This is a genomic window from Stenotrophomonas sp. SPM (assembly GCF_003105135.1).
Taxonomy (GTDB): Bacteria; Pseudomonadota; Gammaproteobacteria; order Xanthomonadales; family Xanthomonadaceae; genus Stenotrophomonas.
Map to the genome: position 1 here is coordinate 19,827 of NZ_QETL01000012.1, position 16,422 is coordinate 36,248.

Consider the following 16,422-nt stretch of genomic DNA (forward strand, 5'->3'; position numbering starts at 1 on the left):
CGGATCCGACCCCTCAGCGGTTGAGCCAGCGCAGCTCGCCGCGGTGGACGTGCAGGTCTTTCGCCCAGTAGACCAGCGCCATGACCAGCGCGGGCACGATCAGCACGATGGCCACCACCAGGCTGCCGGAGGGCGCGTCCTGCTCCGCTGAGCCGCAGCGCTGCAGGAAGCGCTGGCGGGCCATGCGCAGCACGGCACCGCTGGCGATGACCAGCAGTACCAGCGAGAACACCGGAACCCCGGTGGTGAAACGCAGCGCCAGGTGGAACGCGCCCATCACCGCGGCGACTGCCAGTGGAATGGTCAGGATGCGCAGCCCCGGCAGGACGGTGGCGACGTGCTCCGGCAGCGACTGCCAGCGGATGATCGCGCGTGTGGCGTGGGATGTGAGCCACAGCCCTGGAACCAGCAGCACCGCAGCGGCGATGATCAGCGCCGCGCGCTGGCCGCCATCCAGCGCGCCATCCTCCGAGGCCGGCAGTGGCCAGCTGGCGATCACGGCCCAGGTGCAAATCAGCCCTAGGACCAGCGCGACCAGCAGGGCGCGCAGGCCACCGGCCTGCCAATGGATGGCATCGCCCTCGCGCCCGAAGCGTGACCAGAACGCGACCTGTCCTGCATCCAGGCCGGGTGGCACGCGCAGGTCGTGCCAGTAGCCGAGTGCCGCCAGCAGGCTGATCGCCTGGTGCGCGCGCGACGGCTGCAGGGTGTCCAGCAGGTTGCGCCAGGCCGGGCGATGCTCGCGCAGGCTGGGAAGCACATCGCTGCCGGGCACGAGCAGCGACTCGCTGATGCCCAGGTAGCGGGTCGCCAGTGCCTGCGCACCGGCGGGTGACAGCAGCCAGCGCTGCTCGCAGCGGCGCGCCACCGCATCCAGCCAGTGCAGGTCCATGCCCCGCACCGGGTCATCCCAGTTGAAACACCCGCTGAGCGTGTCGAAGGTGCTGCGCGGCAGCGCCGGTTCGTCGATCACCAGCCGCTGCAGCACGGCGTCGCCGATGCGCTGCTTGCCGTGCAGCGACCACAGCTCCGGTTGCTGCTGCAGCGACTGCTGGAGCAGGGCCGTGTCGCCCTGGCTGGCCACCACGAGCAGCTGCGCGGCGACGCCCTCGGCGTCCACCGTATCCGTCGATGCCGGCGCCGGGCGGTCTTCCGCAGGCGGCGCTGCATCCTCGCGCAGTTGCGCCAGCGCGGCCTGGTAGGCCTCGTGCAGCCGCTGGAACGCAACCGGGTCATCTTCGGGCCGGGTGACGCGCAGCTGCTGCGCATAGGCGCGCTTGATGGCGCGTTCGTCGGCGTCGGCGTCCAGCCCCAGCAGCGCCACCCAGTCGCTCATCGCTGGCGGCGCCACACCTGGGTCCAGGCATCGCGCGTCCACAACGCCACTGCGAGGGCGACCGGCAGTTCGGCGTAGCTCATGCCGAGGATCAGCAGTTTCAGGAACGGCACCACCGACAGCAGCAGCCAGCCGTTGAACTGGATCTGCAGGTGGCTGCGCCGCCACCAGCGCCACACGGACAGGCCCAGTACCGGCCAGGCGAGCAGGGTTCCGGCCGTGCGCAGCTCCAGCCCGTGGATCAGCACGATGGCCACGATCGCCAGCAGCGGAATCGGCAGCAGCGCCGCGAGCGCGGACCGATGTGGCTGCTCGTCCTGCACCTGCCAGTGCAGGAAGGTCTGCACCGCGGGGGCGACTGCGCCCAGCAGCACCAGCGCCAGCGTGGCGTACAGTGCCACCCGTGCGTAGGTGGCCATCGGATGGATGCCGGCAGCGCCGTCACCGGAGGCAAACTGGCCCAGCACGCCCACGGCCAGCACCAGCAGCGCGGCGATCACCGCACACGCGACACCGCGCAGCAGTCCCTGCAGCCAGCGCTCGCGGTTCAGCCGGTGCATCGCGCCGATGTCGCGCCAGAACGCGATCTGGCGGGCCTGCAGTGGGGCCGGCACCGGCGTGTCGTCATCGATGCCGAGGGCATCAAGGGTCTGGTTGAGGTCGCGCCCACGCTGGGGCGACAACGAAGTGAGCAGCGCCTGCCAGTGATTCCATGGACGCGACAGCCAGGCCATATGCTCGCGGGCCGCGACGGGCGGGTTCGGCAATCCGCAGCGATGCAGCAGTTCGGCCAGGCGGTGGTGGTTGCCCGGCTGCACCACCCACTGGCGGTGCATCTCCATGCGCCGTGCATCCAGTGCATAGGGATCCACGCTGCTGCCGATCTCGTCCCAGCCGAACAGTTCGGCCAGCACATCGAGGTTGTCGGCCTGCACCGGCTCGGTGGCGGAGAACAGCGCGTCCAGCAGGGCGTCACTGATCCGCGCCTTCCCCTGCAGCGACCACAGTTCCGGCTGCTGCGCCAGCCACTCCTGCAGCACGCCCGGCTCCTGCTGTACGGCTTCGGCCAGGATGCGGCCGGCGATGGCCTCCACGTCCATGCGCGGGTCGGCCCGCACGTGGTCATCCGCCTGGGGACCCGCCTCCGCAGCGCTCGGCGCTGCCCATTGCAGTGGTGCTTCCGGTCCGCTGCCGGGCCACGGGGCCTCCTCTGCAGCGCGATCCTTCGCCCATGCCAGTGCGGCCTGGTAGGCCTCGTGCAGGTGCTGGAAGGCGACCGGATCGTCCTCCGGGCGGGTCACCCGCAGGCGCTGCGCGTAGGCCCGCTTGATCGCACGTTCGTCGGCATCCTCGTCCAGCTCCAGCACGTCCAGGCCCCAGCTCATGCATCGCGCTCCAGCATGTCCAGCGCCTGCGACAGCTCGCGGCGCTGCTGCTCGATGTGGTGCAGGTCCTGGCCGTCCAGCGCGTGGCGGAACTGCAGCAGCCAGCCCTGCAGCGTGTCGCGCTGATCGATGAACTCCTCGTACAGGCGTTCGGCGCGGGCCACCACGGCCAGGTTCTGCTGGGCATCGCGCGGATGGATCTTCAGGTCCTGCAGGGCCCGCAGGCGCTGCTGGATCTCCCCGGGCGACAGCAGGCCCGGGTTCTGTTCCAAGATCAGCTCGTGGCGCAGGCCCGTGGCATCTTCGGTGACCTCCACCTGCAGCAGGCCGTTGATGTCGTAGGTGAAGCGGGTGGTGATGCCGCGTTCTTCCATCGGCGCACGATGGGTCAGCGGCACGCGCAGCTCGCCCAGCTTGATGTTGCGGTCCACGGTCGGGCTTTCGCCCTGGTAGATGTCGATCACGACTTCGCGCTGGCTCTCGTGGATCGGGAAGAACTGATCCTCGCGGCTGACCGGCACCACGCTGTTGCGCTGGATGATGGGATGGAAATAGCCGCTGCGCGACTGCCCATCGGGGGTGCGGCGCGACACCTGGGTACCCAGCGTGTAGGGACAGACATCGGTCAGCACCACTTCGCGCAGGGCCTCGTTGCGTCCCTTCAGGCCTGCGGCGACGGTGGCGCCCAGGGCGATGGCATGGTCCGGGTGGACATGGCGCAGCGGCAGCCGGCCGAACATGCGGGTGACCAGGCGGCTGACCATCGGCATGCGCACCGCCCCGCCCACCAGCACGATGTCGTCCAGTGCGTCCGGCTGCAGCCGTGCATCGCGGATGGCCCGCTCGATCGGGCCGCGCATGCGCTGCAGCAGCGGATCGCACAGCCGGGCGAATCCGGCCTCGTCCAGTTCCCAGCGCAGCCGGCGTTCGCCCAGCGTCAGCTCCAGCGTGCTGCTGCCGCTGTGGCTCAGCTCGCGCTTGAAGAGTTCCAGCTGGCGCAGCAGCTGCGCCCTCTCGCTGTCGGCCAGGGTAGCCAGGTCCAGGCGCTGGTCGGCCAGCAGGGCCTCCAGCAGCACGCTCGAGAAATCCTCGCCGCCGAGGAAATTGTCGCCGGCACTGGCATGCACTTCGATCACGCCGTCGAACAGCTCCAGGATCGACACATCGAAGGTGCCGCCGCCCAGGTCCAGCACCAGCACCCGGCCTTCGCCCTCGCGCTGCTGCAGGCCATAGGCCAGCGCGGCGGCGGTGGGTTCGTTGATCAGGCGCTCAACGCGGATGCCGGCCAGTTCGCCGGCGGTGCGCGTGGCCTTGCGCTGCGCATCGGAGAAGTACGCCGGCACGCTAATCACCGCCTCTTCCACCTTCTGCCCCAGGGCGGCCTCGGCGTCGGCCAGCAGCGAGCGCAGCACCAGCGCCGAGAGCTCCTCGGGGCGGAAGCTGCGGTCGCCCAGGCGGGTCTGCCGGTCGGTGCCCATCCAGCGCTTGAAGTTCGCCACGCTGTGCGCCGGATGGCTGACCAGGCGGTCGCGCGCCGGCTGCCCGACCAGCACCGCGCCATCGGCCAGGCTGACCACCGAGGGCGTCAGCAGCTCGCCGTGCGCATTGGGGAACAGTCGACCGCCGCCCGCCTCGTAGATGCCCACCAGCGAATGGGTGGTGCCCAGGTCGATACCGACGATCATGCTGCTTCCCTGACTGCATGTGATGGAACAGCGATTGTAGGCCGACAACGCGGCCGATGAACGCGCCACCCCAACCATCGGCCGTTGCCCCATCCGCCCCCAGCGGCTATGGTCCCGGGCTGTTCTGTACTGCCGGAAACGCCGATGTCTGCCCGTAAAACCCTTCCTGCCGCCCTGGCCCTGGGCCTGACCCTCGCCGCAGGCGCCCATGCCGATGAAGGCATGTGGATGCCGACCCAGCTGCCGGAGCTGGCCAAGCCGCTGAAGGCGGCCGGTTTCAAGGGCAACCCGGCCGAGCTGGCCAACGTCACCGCACCGCCGTTGAGCGCCGTGGTGCGTGCCGGCGGTGGCACCGCTTCGTTCGTTTCCGCCGACGGCCTGCTGCTGACCAACCACCACGTGGCGATGGGCGTGATCCAGTACAACAGCTCGCCCGAGCACGACCTGATCAACGGCGGCTTCATCGCCCAGGGCCGCGCCGACGAGCGCCCGGCCAATCCCGACTTCCGCGTGCTGGTCACCGTTGGCTTCGACAAGGTGACCGACCAGGTGCTGGCCCAGGCCAAGGGCAAGACCGGCCGCGCCTACTTCGACGCCGTCGATGCGGCCAGCAAGCAGATCGTGGCCGAGTGCGAGAAGGACGGCAGTGTGCGCTGCTCGGTGGCCAACATGTACTACGGCACCGATTTCTACCGCATCGCCCAGCTGGAACTGAGCGACGTGCGCCTGGTCTACGCGCCGCCGCGCGCGATCGGCAACTACGGCGATGAGATCGACAACTTCATGTGGCCGCGCCACACCGGCGATTTCACCCTGCTGCGTGCCTACGTCGGCAAGGACGGCAAGCCGGCCGCCTACAGCAAGGACAACGTGCCCTACCAGGCCCCAGCGCACCTGCAGATGTCGGTGGAAGGGCCGAAGGAAGGCGATTACGCGATGCTAGCCGGTTACCCGGGCATTACCTACCGCCACCGCACCGCGGCCGAATTCGCCGGCCAGATCGACACCGTGCTGCCGCGCCGCGTCTCGGTGTTCCAGCAGATGATCGACACCATCGAGGCGGCCAGCGCCAACGATGCGCAGGCACGTACCCGCTACGCCTCGCAGCTGCAGTCGCTGAAGAACAACCGCAAGCGCGCCGCCGGTGAGCTGGAAGGCCTGCTGCGCAGCGACGCCAAGGCCCAGCGTGCGGCCGACGAAACCGCCATGCTGGCGGCCACCGATCGCAGGTACCAGGCCGACATCAACGCGCTGCTGGCCAACCTGTCGCAGGGTGCGGCGGTGGGCGAGCGCGACCTGCTGCTGGACCAGATGGCCCTGCAGACCCAGCTGCTGCGTTCGGCGCTGCTGCTGGAACGCCTGCGCATCGAATCGGCCAAGCCGGACGCGCAGCGCGAAACCGGCTACCAGCAGCGCGACCAGACGATGATCGAAGGCGTGCTGAAGCAGGTGCAGCGCCGCTACGCACCGGAGGTCGAGAAGGCCCTTCTGACCCGCCTGCTGGCCCGCTACCAGCAGCTGCCGGACGCACAGCGCGTGGCCGAATTCGACACCGCCTTCGGCCGCACGCCGGAACAGCTGGCCAAGGCCCTGGACGGCCTGTACGCCGGCACCCAGCTGGGTGACGAGGCACAGCGCCTGTCCCGCTTCGCCGCTGCCCGCGAAGGCAAGGCCCTGGCCGCCGATCCGCTGATCGCCGTGGCCGGCCCGCTGGTGGCCGCGCAGCTGCGCATCGAGAACGAGAGCAAGACCCGCGAAGGCGAGCAGCTGCGCCTGCGCCCGGCCTACATGCAGGCGCTGTTCGCCTGGCGTGCCAAGCAGGGCCGCGCAGTGTACCCGGATGCCAACCGCACCCTGCGCATCAGCTACGGCAAGGTCGAAGCGCTGCACCCGCGTGACGGCGTGACCTACTCGCCGGTGACCACTGTCGCCGGCATCGTCGAGAAGAACACCAACGCCTACCCGTTCGATGCGCCCAAGCCGCTGCTGGCGGCGATCACCAAGGGTGATTTCGGCAGCACCGCCGACCCGGCGCTGAAGACCCAGACGGTCAACTTCCTGACCAACCTGGACACCACCGGCGGCAACTCCGGCTCGCCGGTGCTCAACTCCCAGGGCGAACTGATCGGCCTGAACTTCGACAGCAACTGGGAATCGGTCAGCGCCAGCTGGTGGTTCGACCCGCGCTTCAAGCGTGCCGTGCACGTGGACATGCGCTACCTGCGCTGGCTGCTGGCCAAGGTCTACCCGGCGCCGGAGCTGCTGAAGGAAATGGGCGTCCCGGCGGAATAACGCCGGTTGCGGGTGGGTGCCCACCGTTGCTGGGCACGGATGCTCCGTCACGACCAACGGTCGTGACCTACCATCCCGCCCAACGGTCGTGATCTACTGGCCCCTGTCCTGACGGAAACGCGCGCGTGGTCTCCAGCTGGATCCTGCTGCTGGTCTCGGTTGCCTATGCCGCGCTGCTGTTCGGCGTGGCGTGGTGGGGCGACCGTCGGCCGATGTATCCCGACCGGCCGTGGCTGCGGCCGGTCGTCTACAGCCTGGCGCTGGCCGTGTACTGCTCGTCGTGGACCTTCTACGGCGCGGTAGGCACCGCGGTGCGCCACGGCGTGGGCTACCTGCCGATCTACATCGGCCCGCTGCTGATGCTGCTGTTCGGCTGGCGCATCATCGAGCGCTTGGCGCTGGTGGCGCGCAGCCAGAACGTGGTGTCCATCGCCGATTTCATCTCCTCGCGCTTCGGCCGCTCGCGGCGGCTGGCCGCGCTGGTAGCCATCATCGCCCTGATCGGCATCGTCCCGTACCTGGCGCTGCAGTACAAAGCGGTGGCGATGAGCCTGCAGGTGCTGACCGGCAACACCGGCCCCACCGGCTTCTTCACCGACCCGGCGCTGTACGTGGCGCTGCTGATGGCCCTGTTCGCGACCCTGTTCGGTACCCGCCAGGTCGATGCCACCGAGCACCACCACGGCATGATGCTGGCCATCGCCTTCGAATCGGTCATCAAGCTGCTGGCGATGCTGGCGGTGGGCGTGTTCGCCTACCTGTGGCTGAGCAACCGCACCGATGCGGTGGTGCAGTCGGTGCATACGCTGTTCACCGGCCTGCCGCCGGTGGGCTTCATCTCGCAGACGCTGCTCAGTTTCCTGGCCATCATCTGCCTGCCGCGGCAGTTCCACGTGGCCGTGGTGGAGTGTGGTGACGTGCGTGACGTGCGCCGCGCGCGCTGGATGTTCGGCGGCTACCTGGTGCTGATCTCGGCGATGGTGCTGCCGATCGCCACGGCCGGCGTCACCCTGTTCGGCACCGGCGGCAGCGTGGCCGATGATGCGATGGTGCTGGCCCTGCCGCTCGCCGAAGGGCGCAACGCGCTGGCGTTGATCGCCTATGTCGGCGGCTTCTCGGCCGCCACCGGCATGGTCATCGTGGCCTCGATCGCGCTGGCCACCATGGTCAGCAACGATCTGGTGATGCCGGTGCTGCTGCGCCGCAGCGGCGACCACCAGGAAGCGGCCGACATGGCCTCGCGCGTGCTGTGGATCCGCCGCATGGCGATCCTGCTGCTGGCGCTGATGGCCTACAGCTACTACCGCAGCAGCAGCAACGACAGCAGCCTGGCCTCGTACGGCCTGATGGCCTTCGCTGCGGTGGCGCAGTTCGCGCCGGGCCTGATCGGTGGCCTGTACTGGCGCGGCGCCAGCCGTCGCGGCGTCGAGGCCGGCATGGTGCTGGGCTTTGCCACGTGGATATACACGCTGCTGCTGCCGGCCATGACCATGGCTGGATGGGTGGATGCGACCTGGGTGCGGCACGGGCCGTTCGGCGTGGAGTGGCTGCGCCCGCAGCAGCTGTTCGGCATGACCGGCTGGGACCCGCTGACCCATGGCACGTTCTGGTCGCTGCTGGTCAACGTTGCCACGATGATGCTGGTCTCCGCGCGCTGGCGTCCGGGTGTGGACGAACGCCTGCGCGCCGCGCCCTTCCTCGATCCCTATGCCGAGCGACCCTCGGTGGCGGGCGGCTGGCCCGGCCATGTGCACGTGGGCGACCTGCTGGCGCTGGCCTCGCGCGTGGTCGGCGAGCGCCACGCACGGCGCTCGTTCTTCGAACAGGCGCAGTCGCTGGGGCGCGAGCTGCAGTCGACGGCGCCGGCGGACCGGCCGTGGGTGCAGTTCACCGAGCGCCTGCTGGCCGCGTCCATCGGCGCCGCGTCCGCGCGCCTGCTGCTGACCAGCCTGCTGCGCGGCTCGGGCATGGACCTCGGCGAAGTGGTGGCGGTGCTGGACGAAGCTGGGCAGGAGCTGCGCTTCAACCGCGAGATCCTGTCCACCACGCTGGAAAACATCAGCGCGGGTGTCAGCGTGGTCGACCCGGACATGCGCCTCACCGCCTGGAACCGCCGCTACCAGGACATGTTCGGCTACCCCGACGGCATGCTGTACGTGGGCCGCCCCGTGGCCGACCTGATCCGTTACAACGCCGAACGCGGTGAGCTCGGCGAAGGCGATATCGAAGTGCAGATCAACCGTCGCATCGGCTACATGCGCGCCGGTTCACCGCATGTCTTCGAACGCACCCGCAGCGACGGCAAGGTGATCGAGATGCGCGGCCAGGCCCTGCCTGGCGGCGGTTACGTGACCAGCTACAACGACATCACCGACTACAAGCACGCGGAAAAAGCGCTGCTGGAAGCCAACGAAACGCTGGAACAGCGCGTGGCCGAACGCTCGCACGAAGCCGAGGTCGCGCAGCAGTCGAAGACGCGTTTCCTGGCGGCGATCAGCCATGACGTGCTGCAGCCGCTGAACGCCGCGCGCCTGTTCGCGTCGGCGCTGCGTGACAGCGATCATGTGAGCGAGGAGCAGAAGCATCTGGCCGAGCGCGTGGATGCTTCGCTGCGTGCGGCCGAAGAGCTGCTCGATGGCCTGCTGGACGTGTCCCGACTGGACGCCGGTGGCCTGCATCCGGTGATCGGCGAGTTCGACGTCAGCGCGCTGATGCGCGAGCTGGCAGCGCAGTACACGCCGGTGGCCGCCGGTCGCGGCCTGCGCCTGGACCTGTTCGCACGCACCACCTGGGTACGCAGCGACCGACGCCTGCTGCGCCGTGTGCTGCAGAACTTCCTGGCCAATGCGCTGCGCTACACGCGGCAGGGCCGCATCGTGCTGGCCGTGCGCCAGCGCGGCGACGAAGTGGAGTTGCAGGTGTGGGATACCGGCCCCGGTATCCCCGAGCACCACATGCGGCAGATCTTCGACGAATTCCACCGCTACCAGCAGCCGTTCGACTGGGGCGAGCAGGGCCTCGGCCTGGGCCTGTCGATCTGCCAGCGCATCTCGCGCCTGCTCGACCATCGCCTCAATGCGCGCAGCCGGGTCGGCAGCGGTTCGATGTTCTCGATCATCCTGCCGCGGGTGGCGCCGCTGCCGGGCTACACCGAGCCGGTGACCGCTGCACAGGCGACCCCACAGCCGGTGCGCAGCGATTCGCTGGCCGGCATGCGCGTGCTGTGCGTGGACAACGACGAGGAGATCCTCGACGGCATGCGTGCGCTGCTGGGCCGCTGGCAGGTGCAGGTGATCACCGCATCGACCGTGGACCAGGCGCTGGAGAAGGTGGCCGAGCAGCCGCAGGTGATGCTGGTGGACTACCACCTGCACGACCGCATGGATGGCCTGGACGCGCTGGTGGCACTGCGCGAAGCGGCCGGCTACCCGTTGCCGGGCGCGCTGCTGACCGCCGACGGCCGCGATGAACTGAAGCGCATGGCCCGCGAACGCGGCTACCGCGTGCTGACCAAGCCGATCAAACCGGCCTCGCTGCGCGCGTTCCTCGGCGCGCTGCGCGACGCGAGGTAACGCCGGGCCACGAAGCCCCTTGTAGAGCCGAGCCCATGCTCGGCTGGATCGCACCGCGCCCCTGTAATTTTCGCCGCAATATAGCCTTCGCTATACAAACCAGCCCTGCCTGCGCGTTTGCCCGGAAATGCGCCACGCGCGGATCGCGATGCTAAGCTTCGCGTCCCCTTGGGGAGTAGCCGGATTCCTACGCAGGAATCGTCCACGTCAACATACTCGGCCAGTGCGCCGTGGCGTGGACAACCATGATGGTTGGCGAGACCAGCGGCCCGCGCGCGCAACGTCAGGTTGGGCGCGAGCGCGAGCCGTGCGTCCGTCCTTGCCCGACCTTCAGCAGCCGCCAATGTCTCCTGTTTCGATCCTCCTGATCGGCTTTGCCATGTCTACCGATGCCTTCGCTGCCGCGATCGGCAAGGGTGCGGCCATGCGCAAGCCGGTATTCCGCGATGCACTGCGCGCCGGCATCATCTTCGGCGTCATCGAGGCGATCACGCCCATCATCGGCTGGCTGCTCGGCCGTGCCGCCCTGCAATACGTGGAAGCCTTCGACCACTGGATCGCGTTCGGCCTGCTGGTCGCGCTGGGCGTGCACATGATCATCAACGGCGTGCGCCCGGACAGCGCTGAAGAGGACGAGGATCCCTCGCAGCATCACGGTTTCTGGAAGCTGGCACTGACCGGATTCGCCACCAGCATCGATGCGATGGCCGTGGGCATCGGCCTGGCCTTCATGGACGTGCATATCGGTGTGATGGCTGCGGTCATCGGCCTGTGCACGCTGACCATGGTCACCGCCGGCATCATGCTCGGCCGCGTGCTGGGTGGCATGGTCGGCAAGCGCGCCGAGATCATCGGCGGCGTGATCCTGGTGATCATCGGTTCGACGATCCTGTACGAACATCTGCACGGCGTGGCGTAACACGCGAAGTCCTGTAGAGCCGAGCCTGCGCTCGGCTCACGCGCGCAGCGCGGATTTTGGCTAACAGCAGCCGAGCATGGGCTCGGCTCTACAAAGGCAGGCGCCGCGAAGTCCTGTAGAGCCGAGCCTGCGCTCGGCTCACGCGCGTAGCGCGGTCTTTGGCGAACAGCAGCCGAGCATGGGCTCGGCTCTACAGCGGGGCATCGGCCGACAAGTTATGCGGTGTTGCCCCGATGGAGAGCCTGTTGGGCGCAGCATAGTCTTCGGGCATGTCCAGCCCCGCACTCCGTATTGGCCGGTGGTCGCAGACCGGCAATGTCTATGCGATCACCGCTGTGACATACGCGCGTCGACGCTGGTTCGACGATGAAGCCAACGTTGACCTTCTGATCGAGGCACTCCGTACGGTAGAACGAACGGGGCGGACGTGTTCCCTGGCGTGGGTGATCATGCCGGACCATCTGCACTGGCTGATCGAACTGCGACGCGGAACGCTCGCCGGATGCATGCAGATCCTCAAGTCCAGAAGCGGACGAGCCATCGCCAGGCAGGTGGAGGCCAACGCGCCGATCTGGCAGCCGGGCTACTACGACCACGCGCTGCGCAGCGATGAATGCCTGCGCACGCAGGCGATGTACATTGCGGCCAATCCGGTTCGTGCCGGTCTCGCTACGTTTCTTGGCGAGTACCCCCACGCCTGGAGCAGATGGCCTCTGCGGGAGTAGCGCGGCCTTCGGCGAACAGCAGCCGAGCATGGTCTCGGCTCTACAACGGTGGGCTCAGTCTTCTTCCGGCGGCAGCACGATGGCGTCGTCGTCGATGGCCAGCTTGCCGGCCATCAGCACGGCCTGGGTACGGTTGGTCACGCCCAGCTTGCGCAGGATCGCGGTGACGTGGGCCTTGATCGTCGCTTCGGAGACGTTGAGGTCGTAGGCGATCTGCTTGTTCAAGCGGCCGGCGCCGAGCATCTGCAGGACGCGGAACTGCTGCGGGGTCAGCTCGCGCAGGCGCTGGCCGACTTCGCGTTCTTCGCTGCCGGTGGGTGGCACGTTGTGCGCTTCCGGCGGTGCCCAGGTCTCGCCATCGAGGATGGTGCCCAGTGCATGGCCGATGGTGTCCGAGTCGGCCGATTTGGGAATGAAGCCGAGCGCACCGTGGTCGAGCGCGCGGCGCATCACCGTGGCTTCTTCGCGCGCGGACACCACCACCACCGGCAGCTGCGGATGCAGTGAGCGCATGTGCACGAGTGCGTTGAAGCCCTGCGCACCAGGCATGTTGAGGTCCATCAGGACCAGGTCGGCGTCGTTGTGCTGATCGGCCAGCGCGTACAGTGCTTCCACGCTGTCGGCCTCGAACAGTTGTACGCCCGGGATGACCCGCTGCACGGCCCCACGCAGGGCTTCGCGGAACAGCGGGTGGTCATCGGCAATCAGGAGGGTGGTCATGGGTCGAGCTTATCGATCAGGAAAAAGAGCGACGTGATGGCAGGTGCAGGACGGGTCGGACGCGGCCGGGTCCCTCCTCCCGGCCACGTCCCTGGCGCGTCCTGCGCCTGCAGTCACGCCATCAGCGGACCTTGCGCTCGTCCACCAGCGACGCCACCACCGACGGATCGGCCAGGGTCGAGGTGTCGCCAAGCTGGTCCGGCGCGTTCTCGGCGATCTTGCGCAGGATGCGGCGCATGATCTTGCCCGAACGGGTCTTGGGCAGGCCCGGCGCCCACTGCAGGTGGTCCGGCGTGGCGATGGGGCCGATTTCCTTTCGCACCCAGGCGACCAGTTCCTTGTGCAGCTCGTCGCTGGGGGCCTCGTCGGCCACCAGGGTCACGTAGGCGTAGATGCCCTGGCCCTTGACGTCGTGCGGGAAGCCGACGACCGCGGCCTCGGCCACCTTCGGGTGCGACACCAGTGCGCTCTCCACTTCGGCGGTGCCGATGCGGTGGCCGGACACGTTGATTACATCGTCCACGCGGCCGGTGATCCAGTAGTAGCCGTCCTCATCGCGGCGGCAACCGTCGCCGGTGAAGTAGCTGCCCGGGTAGGTGCGGAAATACGTATCGATGAAGCGCTGGTGGTCGCCGTACACCGTGCGCATCTGGCCCGGCCAGGAATCACGGATGATCAGGTTGCCCTCGGTCGGGCCGTCCTGCACTTCGCCATCGGCATTGACCAGCGCCGGCTGCACGCCGAAGAAGGGCAGGGTGGCCGAACCCGGCTTGAGGTCCATCGCGCCGGCCAGTGGCGAGATCAGGATGCCGCCGGTTTCGGTCTGCCACCAGGTATCGACGATCGGGCAGCGGCTGTCGCCGACCACTTCGTAGTACCAGCGCCAGGCTTCCGGATTGATCGGCTCGCCGACGCTGCCGAGCAGGCGCAGCGAGGCGCGCGAGGTCTTCTTCACCGGCTCCTCGCCCTCGCGCATCAGTGCGCGGATGGCGGTCGGGGCGGTGTAGAAGATCGTCACCTTGTGCTTGTCGATCACGTTCCAGAAGCGCGAGGTGTCCGGATAGTTCGGCACGCCTTCAAACATCAGCGAGGTCGCGCCGTTGGCCAGCGGGCCGTACACGATGTAGCTGTGGCCGGTGACCCAGCCGACGTCGGCGGTGCACCAGTAGATGTCGTCCTCGCGCAGGTCGAACACCGCTTCATGGGTGTAGGCCGCGTAAAGCAGGTAGCCGCCGGTGGTGTGCAGCACGCCCTTCGGCTTGCCGGTGGAACCGGAGGTGTAGAGGATGAACAGCGGGTCTTCCGCGTTCATGCGTTCGGGCTCGCAGGTGGACGGCTGGCTGTCCACCACGTCGTGGAACCAGCGGTCGCGCGGGGCCTGCATGTCGACCGCGCCGCCGGTGTGGCGCACCACCAGCACGGTCTCAACCGTGTTGGTGCCCGGCAGCTTCAGCGCGGCATCGACGTTGGCCTTCAACGGAATCTTTCGACCACCGCGCAGGCCTTCGTCGGCGGTGATGATCAGCTTGCTCTGGCAGTCGCTGACGCGGTCGGCGATCGAGTTCGGAGCGAAGCCGCCGAATACCACCGAGTGGATCGCGCCGATGCGCGCGCAGGCCAGCATGGCTACGGCCGCATCGACGATCATCGGCAGATAGATGGTGACCCGGTCGCCCTTCTTGACGCCCAGGTTGCGCAGTGCGTTGCCGAGGCGGCAGGTGCGCTCGTACAGCTCGCGGTAGGTCACGTGCTGGGCCGGTGCGTCCGGGCCGTCCGGTTCAAACAGCAGGGCGGTCTTGTCGCCGCGCTTCTCGAGCTGGCGGTCCAGGCAGTTCACGCTGGCGTTGAGCTCGCCGTCCTCGAACCACTGGATGTGGAAGTCGGCCAGGTCGTAGCTGACGTTCTTGATCTTCGTCGGCTTGCGCATCCAGTCCAGCCGTTCGGCGGCCTTGCCCCAGAATGCATCCGGGTCGGACACCGAAGCCTGGTACTGCTGCTCGTAAGACGTCTTGTCGATGCGTGCCTTGGCGGCGAACTGCGGATCGACGGGGTAGATATCAGCCATGGCACCCTCACTTGCACGTTGACTTTGTATGTGCGGTCGCAGCATCGCAACGACCCTCCGCCACCAGTTTGCCCCATCCACCCCCGGTCGCGTCACCACGGCGCTTAGACCATGGTCGAAAGTCGGTGCCCTGCAGGCCCGGGTTCGACCAATGGCGAATACCGCTATACATAAACGCCCCGCAGTCTCGGCTCGACCGTGCCCCACGCGCGGCATCACCTTGCCACTTGGGAGAGAGGGCAACATGAGCCACCGTACGTTGAAAGCCGTGCGCAAACCTTTGGCGGCCTGCCTGCTGGTCGCCCTGGTCGCACCGGGCATGGCGTTCGCAGAGACCGCCAAAGAGAAAGCGCTTGAATCACGCGTTGCCGAGCTGGAGCGCCAGGTCCAGGCGCTGTTGTCCTCGCAGCAGCAACAGCAGACCCAGATCGTGCAGACCCAGCAGGCCGTGACCGATGTCCGCGCCGTCCAGGCCGAGCAGAAGCCGGTCGCGCAGGTGCCGGCCGGCAAGCAGCCGATCCAGGTCACCACCATCACCCCGGGCGCCGCGCCGGGCACCACGGTCAAGATCGGCGGCTTCATCAAGGCCGATTTCATGGCCACCCAGACCAGCGATGGCCAGCTGGCCGACGATGCCACCGGCCGCGCGCTGTACCTGCCCGGCCAGACCCCGGTGGCCGGTGCCGGCGGCTCGGGCAAGCGCTCGGACGTGGACTACAACGCCCACGCCAAGTTCTCGCGCTTCAACATCGGCATCGACAACGTCAGCGAATCGGGCAACAAGGCCGGTGCGATGTTCGAGATGGACTTCTTCGGCAACTCGCTGGGCAACCAGACCGCCACCAACACCTACGGCGTGACCCTGCGCCACGCCTACATGTACTGGAACAACTGGCTGGCCGGCCAGACCTGGTCCAACTTCATGGATGCGGCGGCACTGCCGGAAGCGGTCGACTTCGTCGGCCCGACCGATGGCGTGGTGTTCGTGCGCCAGGCCCAGGTGCGCTACACCCAGGGCGGCTTCAGCGTCGCCCTGGAAAACCCGGAAACCACCACCCTTACCGGTACCCGCAATCCGGTCACCGGCGTGTGGACCAACGCCAGCGCCAACTCCGACCGTGGCAGCCTGCCCGACCTGACGATGCGTTATGGCTGGAAGGGTGACTGGGGCACCTTCGGCGTCGGCGGCATCGTCCGCCAGCTGAAGGTCGACAACCAGGCTACCGGCGCCAAGGCCGACAAGGTGGCTGGCGGCCTGACCCTGGGCGGCAAGTGGGTGATGGGCGGCAACGATTCGCTGCACTACCAGCTGACCGGTGGCGAGGGCATCGCCCGCTACATCGGCCTGGGCGTCACTGCGGATACCGCCTATGACATCGCCCGCGACGAACTGAACCCGACCGGCGTGCTGGCCGGCTACGTGGGTTGGCGCCATGCCTTCTCGCCGAAGCTGCGCACCAACCTGATCTACGCCCGCAGCGACTACGACAACGATGGCAGCCTGGGGCCGCTGGTCACCAAGAGCGTGCAGAGCATCCGCGGCAACATCTTCTACACGCCGATGCCCAAGGTCGATATCGGTGCCGAGTACATGTACGGCGTGCGTGAGATCGAAGATGGGCGCAAGGGCGACATCAACCGTCTGCAGTTCACCACGAAGTACAGCTTCTGAATAGGTGCCGACCAACGGTCGGTACCTGCCTAGATCGAGTGCCGATCAACG

General features: G+C 68.0%; 10 protein-coding genes and 1 riboswitch. Of the genes, 5 read left to right on the forward strand and 5 right to left on the reverse strand.

The features are described 5' to 3' along the window. Positions 1-13: 13 nt before the first annotated feature. Genes DCO49_RS04980 through DCO49_RS04990 form a run of 3 tightly spaced genes read right to left on the reverse strand, consistent with a single transcriptional unit; the run spans position 14 to position 4,406 of the window. Positions 14-1,336, reverse strand: a complete 1,323-nt coding sequence (locus tag DCO49_RS04980) for a hypothetical protein (RefSeq protein ID WP_116863080.1) — start codon at positions 1,334-1,336, stop codon at positions 14-16. Then, entirely contained in the window at positions 1,333-2,721 is a 1,389-nt protein-coding gene (locus DCO49_RS04985; RefSeq protein WP_116863081.1) for a hypothetical protein, read from the reverse strand. Before DCO49_RS04985 ends, DCO49_RS04980 begins: the two co-directional genes overlap by 4 nt. Then, a complete protein-coding gene (locus DCO49_RS04990; protein WP_116863082.1) occupies positions 2,718-4,406 on the reverse strand; it encodes a molecular chaperone HscC in 1,689 nt (562 codons plus the stop codon). Before DCO49_RS04990 ends, DCO49_RS04985 begins: the two co-directional genes overlap by 4 nt. Positions 4,407-4,550: 144 nt before the next feature. Between DCO49_RS04990 and DCO49_RS04995 the strand changes: the two genes are divergently transcribed. From DCO49_RS04995 to DCO49_RS05010, 4 genes are all read left to right on the forward strand, one after another. After that, positions 4,551-6,698, forward strand: a complete 2,148-nt coding sequence (locus tag DCO49_RS04995; RefSeq protein ID WP_116863083.1) for a S46 family peptidase — start codon at positions 4,551-4,553, stop codon at positions 6,696-6,698. 125 nt (positions 6,699-6,823) lie between these two features. Further along, the gene (locus tag DCO49_RS05000; RefSeq protein WP_116863084.1) at positions 6,824-10,270 is read left to right on the forward strand and encodes a PAS domain-containing hybrid sensor histidine kinase/response regulator; all 3,447 of its coding nucleotides are present in this window, start codon (positions 6,824-6,826) and stop codon (positions 10,268-10,270) included. A 164-nt stretch (positions 10,271-10,434) separates the two neighbouring features. Beyond that, positions 10,435-10,603: riboswitch (yybP-ykoY riboswitch) on the forward strand. A gap of 10 nt (positions 10,604-10,613) precedes the next feature. Further along, positions 10,614-11,189, forward strand: coding sequence for a manganese efflux pump MntP (mntP, locus tag DCO49_RS05005; RefSeq protein ID WP_116863085.1), 576 nt, complete (start codon positions 10,614-10,616; stop codon positions 11,187-11,189). Between the two features lie 269 nt (positions 11,190-11,458). Further along, positions 11,459-11,914: a transposase gene (locus DCO49_RS05010; RefSeq protein ID WP_116863086.1), complete on the forward strand. Its 456-nt coding sequence runs from the start codon at positions 11,459-11,461 to the stop codon at positions 11,912-11,914. Between the two features lie 54 nt (positions 11,915-11,968). On the opposite strand, the gene DCO49_RS05015 is transcribed toward DCO49_RS05010, so the two are convergent. Together DCO49_RS05015 and acs are read right to left on the reverse strand one after the other, a co-directional pair. Further along, positions 11,969-12,634: a response regulator transcription factor gene (locus DCO49_RS05015; RefSeq protein ID WP_005420420.1), complete on the reverse strand. Its 666-nt coding sequence runs from the start codon at positions 12,632-12,634 to the stop codon at positions 11,969-11,971. A gap of 121 nt (positions 12,635-12,755) precedes the next feature. Then, entirely contained in the window at positions 12,756-14,699 is a 1,944-nt protein-coding gene (gene acs, locus DCO49_RS05020) for an acetate--CoA ligase (protein WP_116863087.1), read from the reverse strand. A gap of 244 nt (positions 14,700-14,943) precedes the next feature. On the opposite strand from acs, the gene DCO49_RS05025 reads away from it, so the two are divergent. After that, positions 14,944-16,371, forward strand: a complete 1,428-nt coding sequence (locus tag DCO49_RS05025) for a DcaP family trimeric outer membrane transporter (protein ID WP_108770499.1) — start codon at positions 14,944-14,946, stop codon at positions 16,369-16,371. The last annotated feature ends 51 nt before the right edge of the window (positions 16,372-16,422 follow it).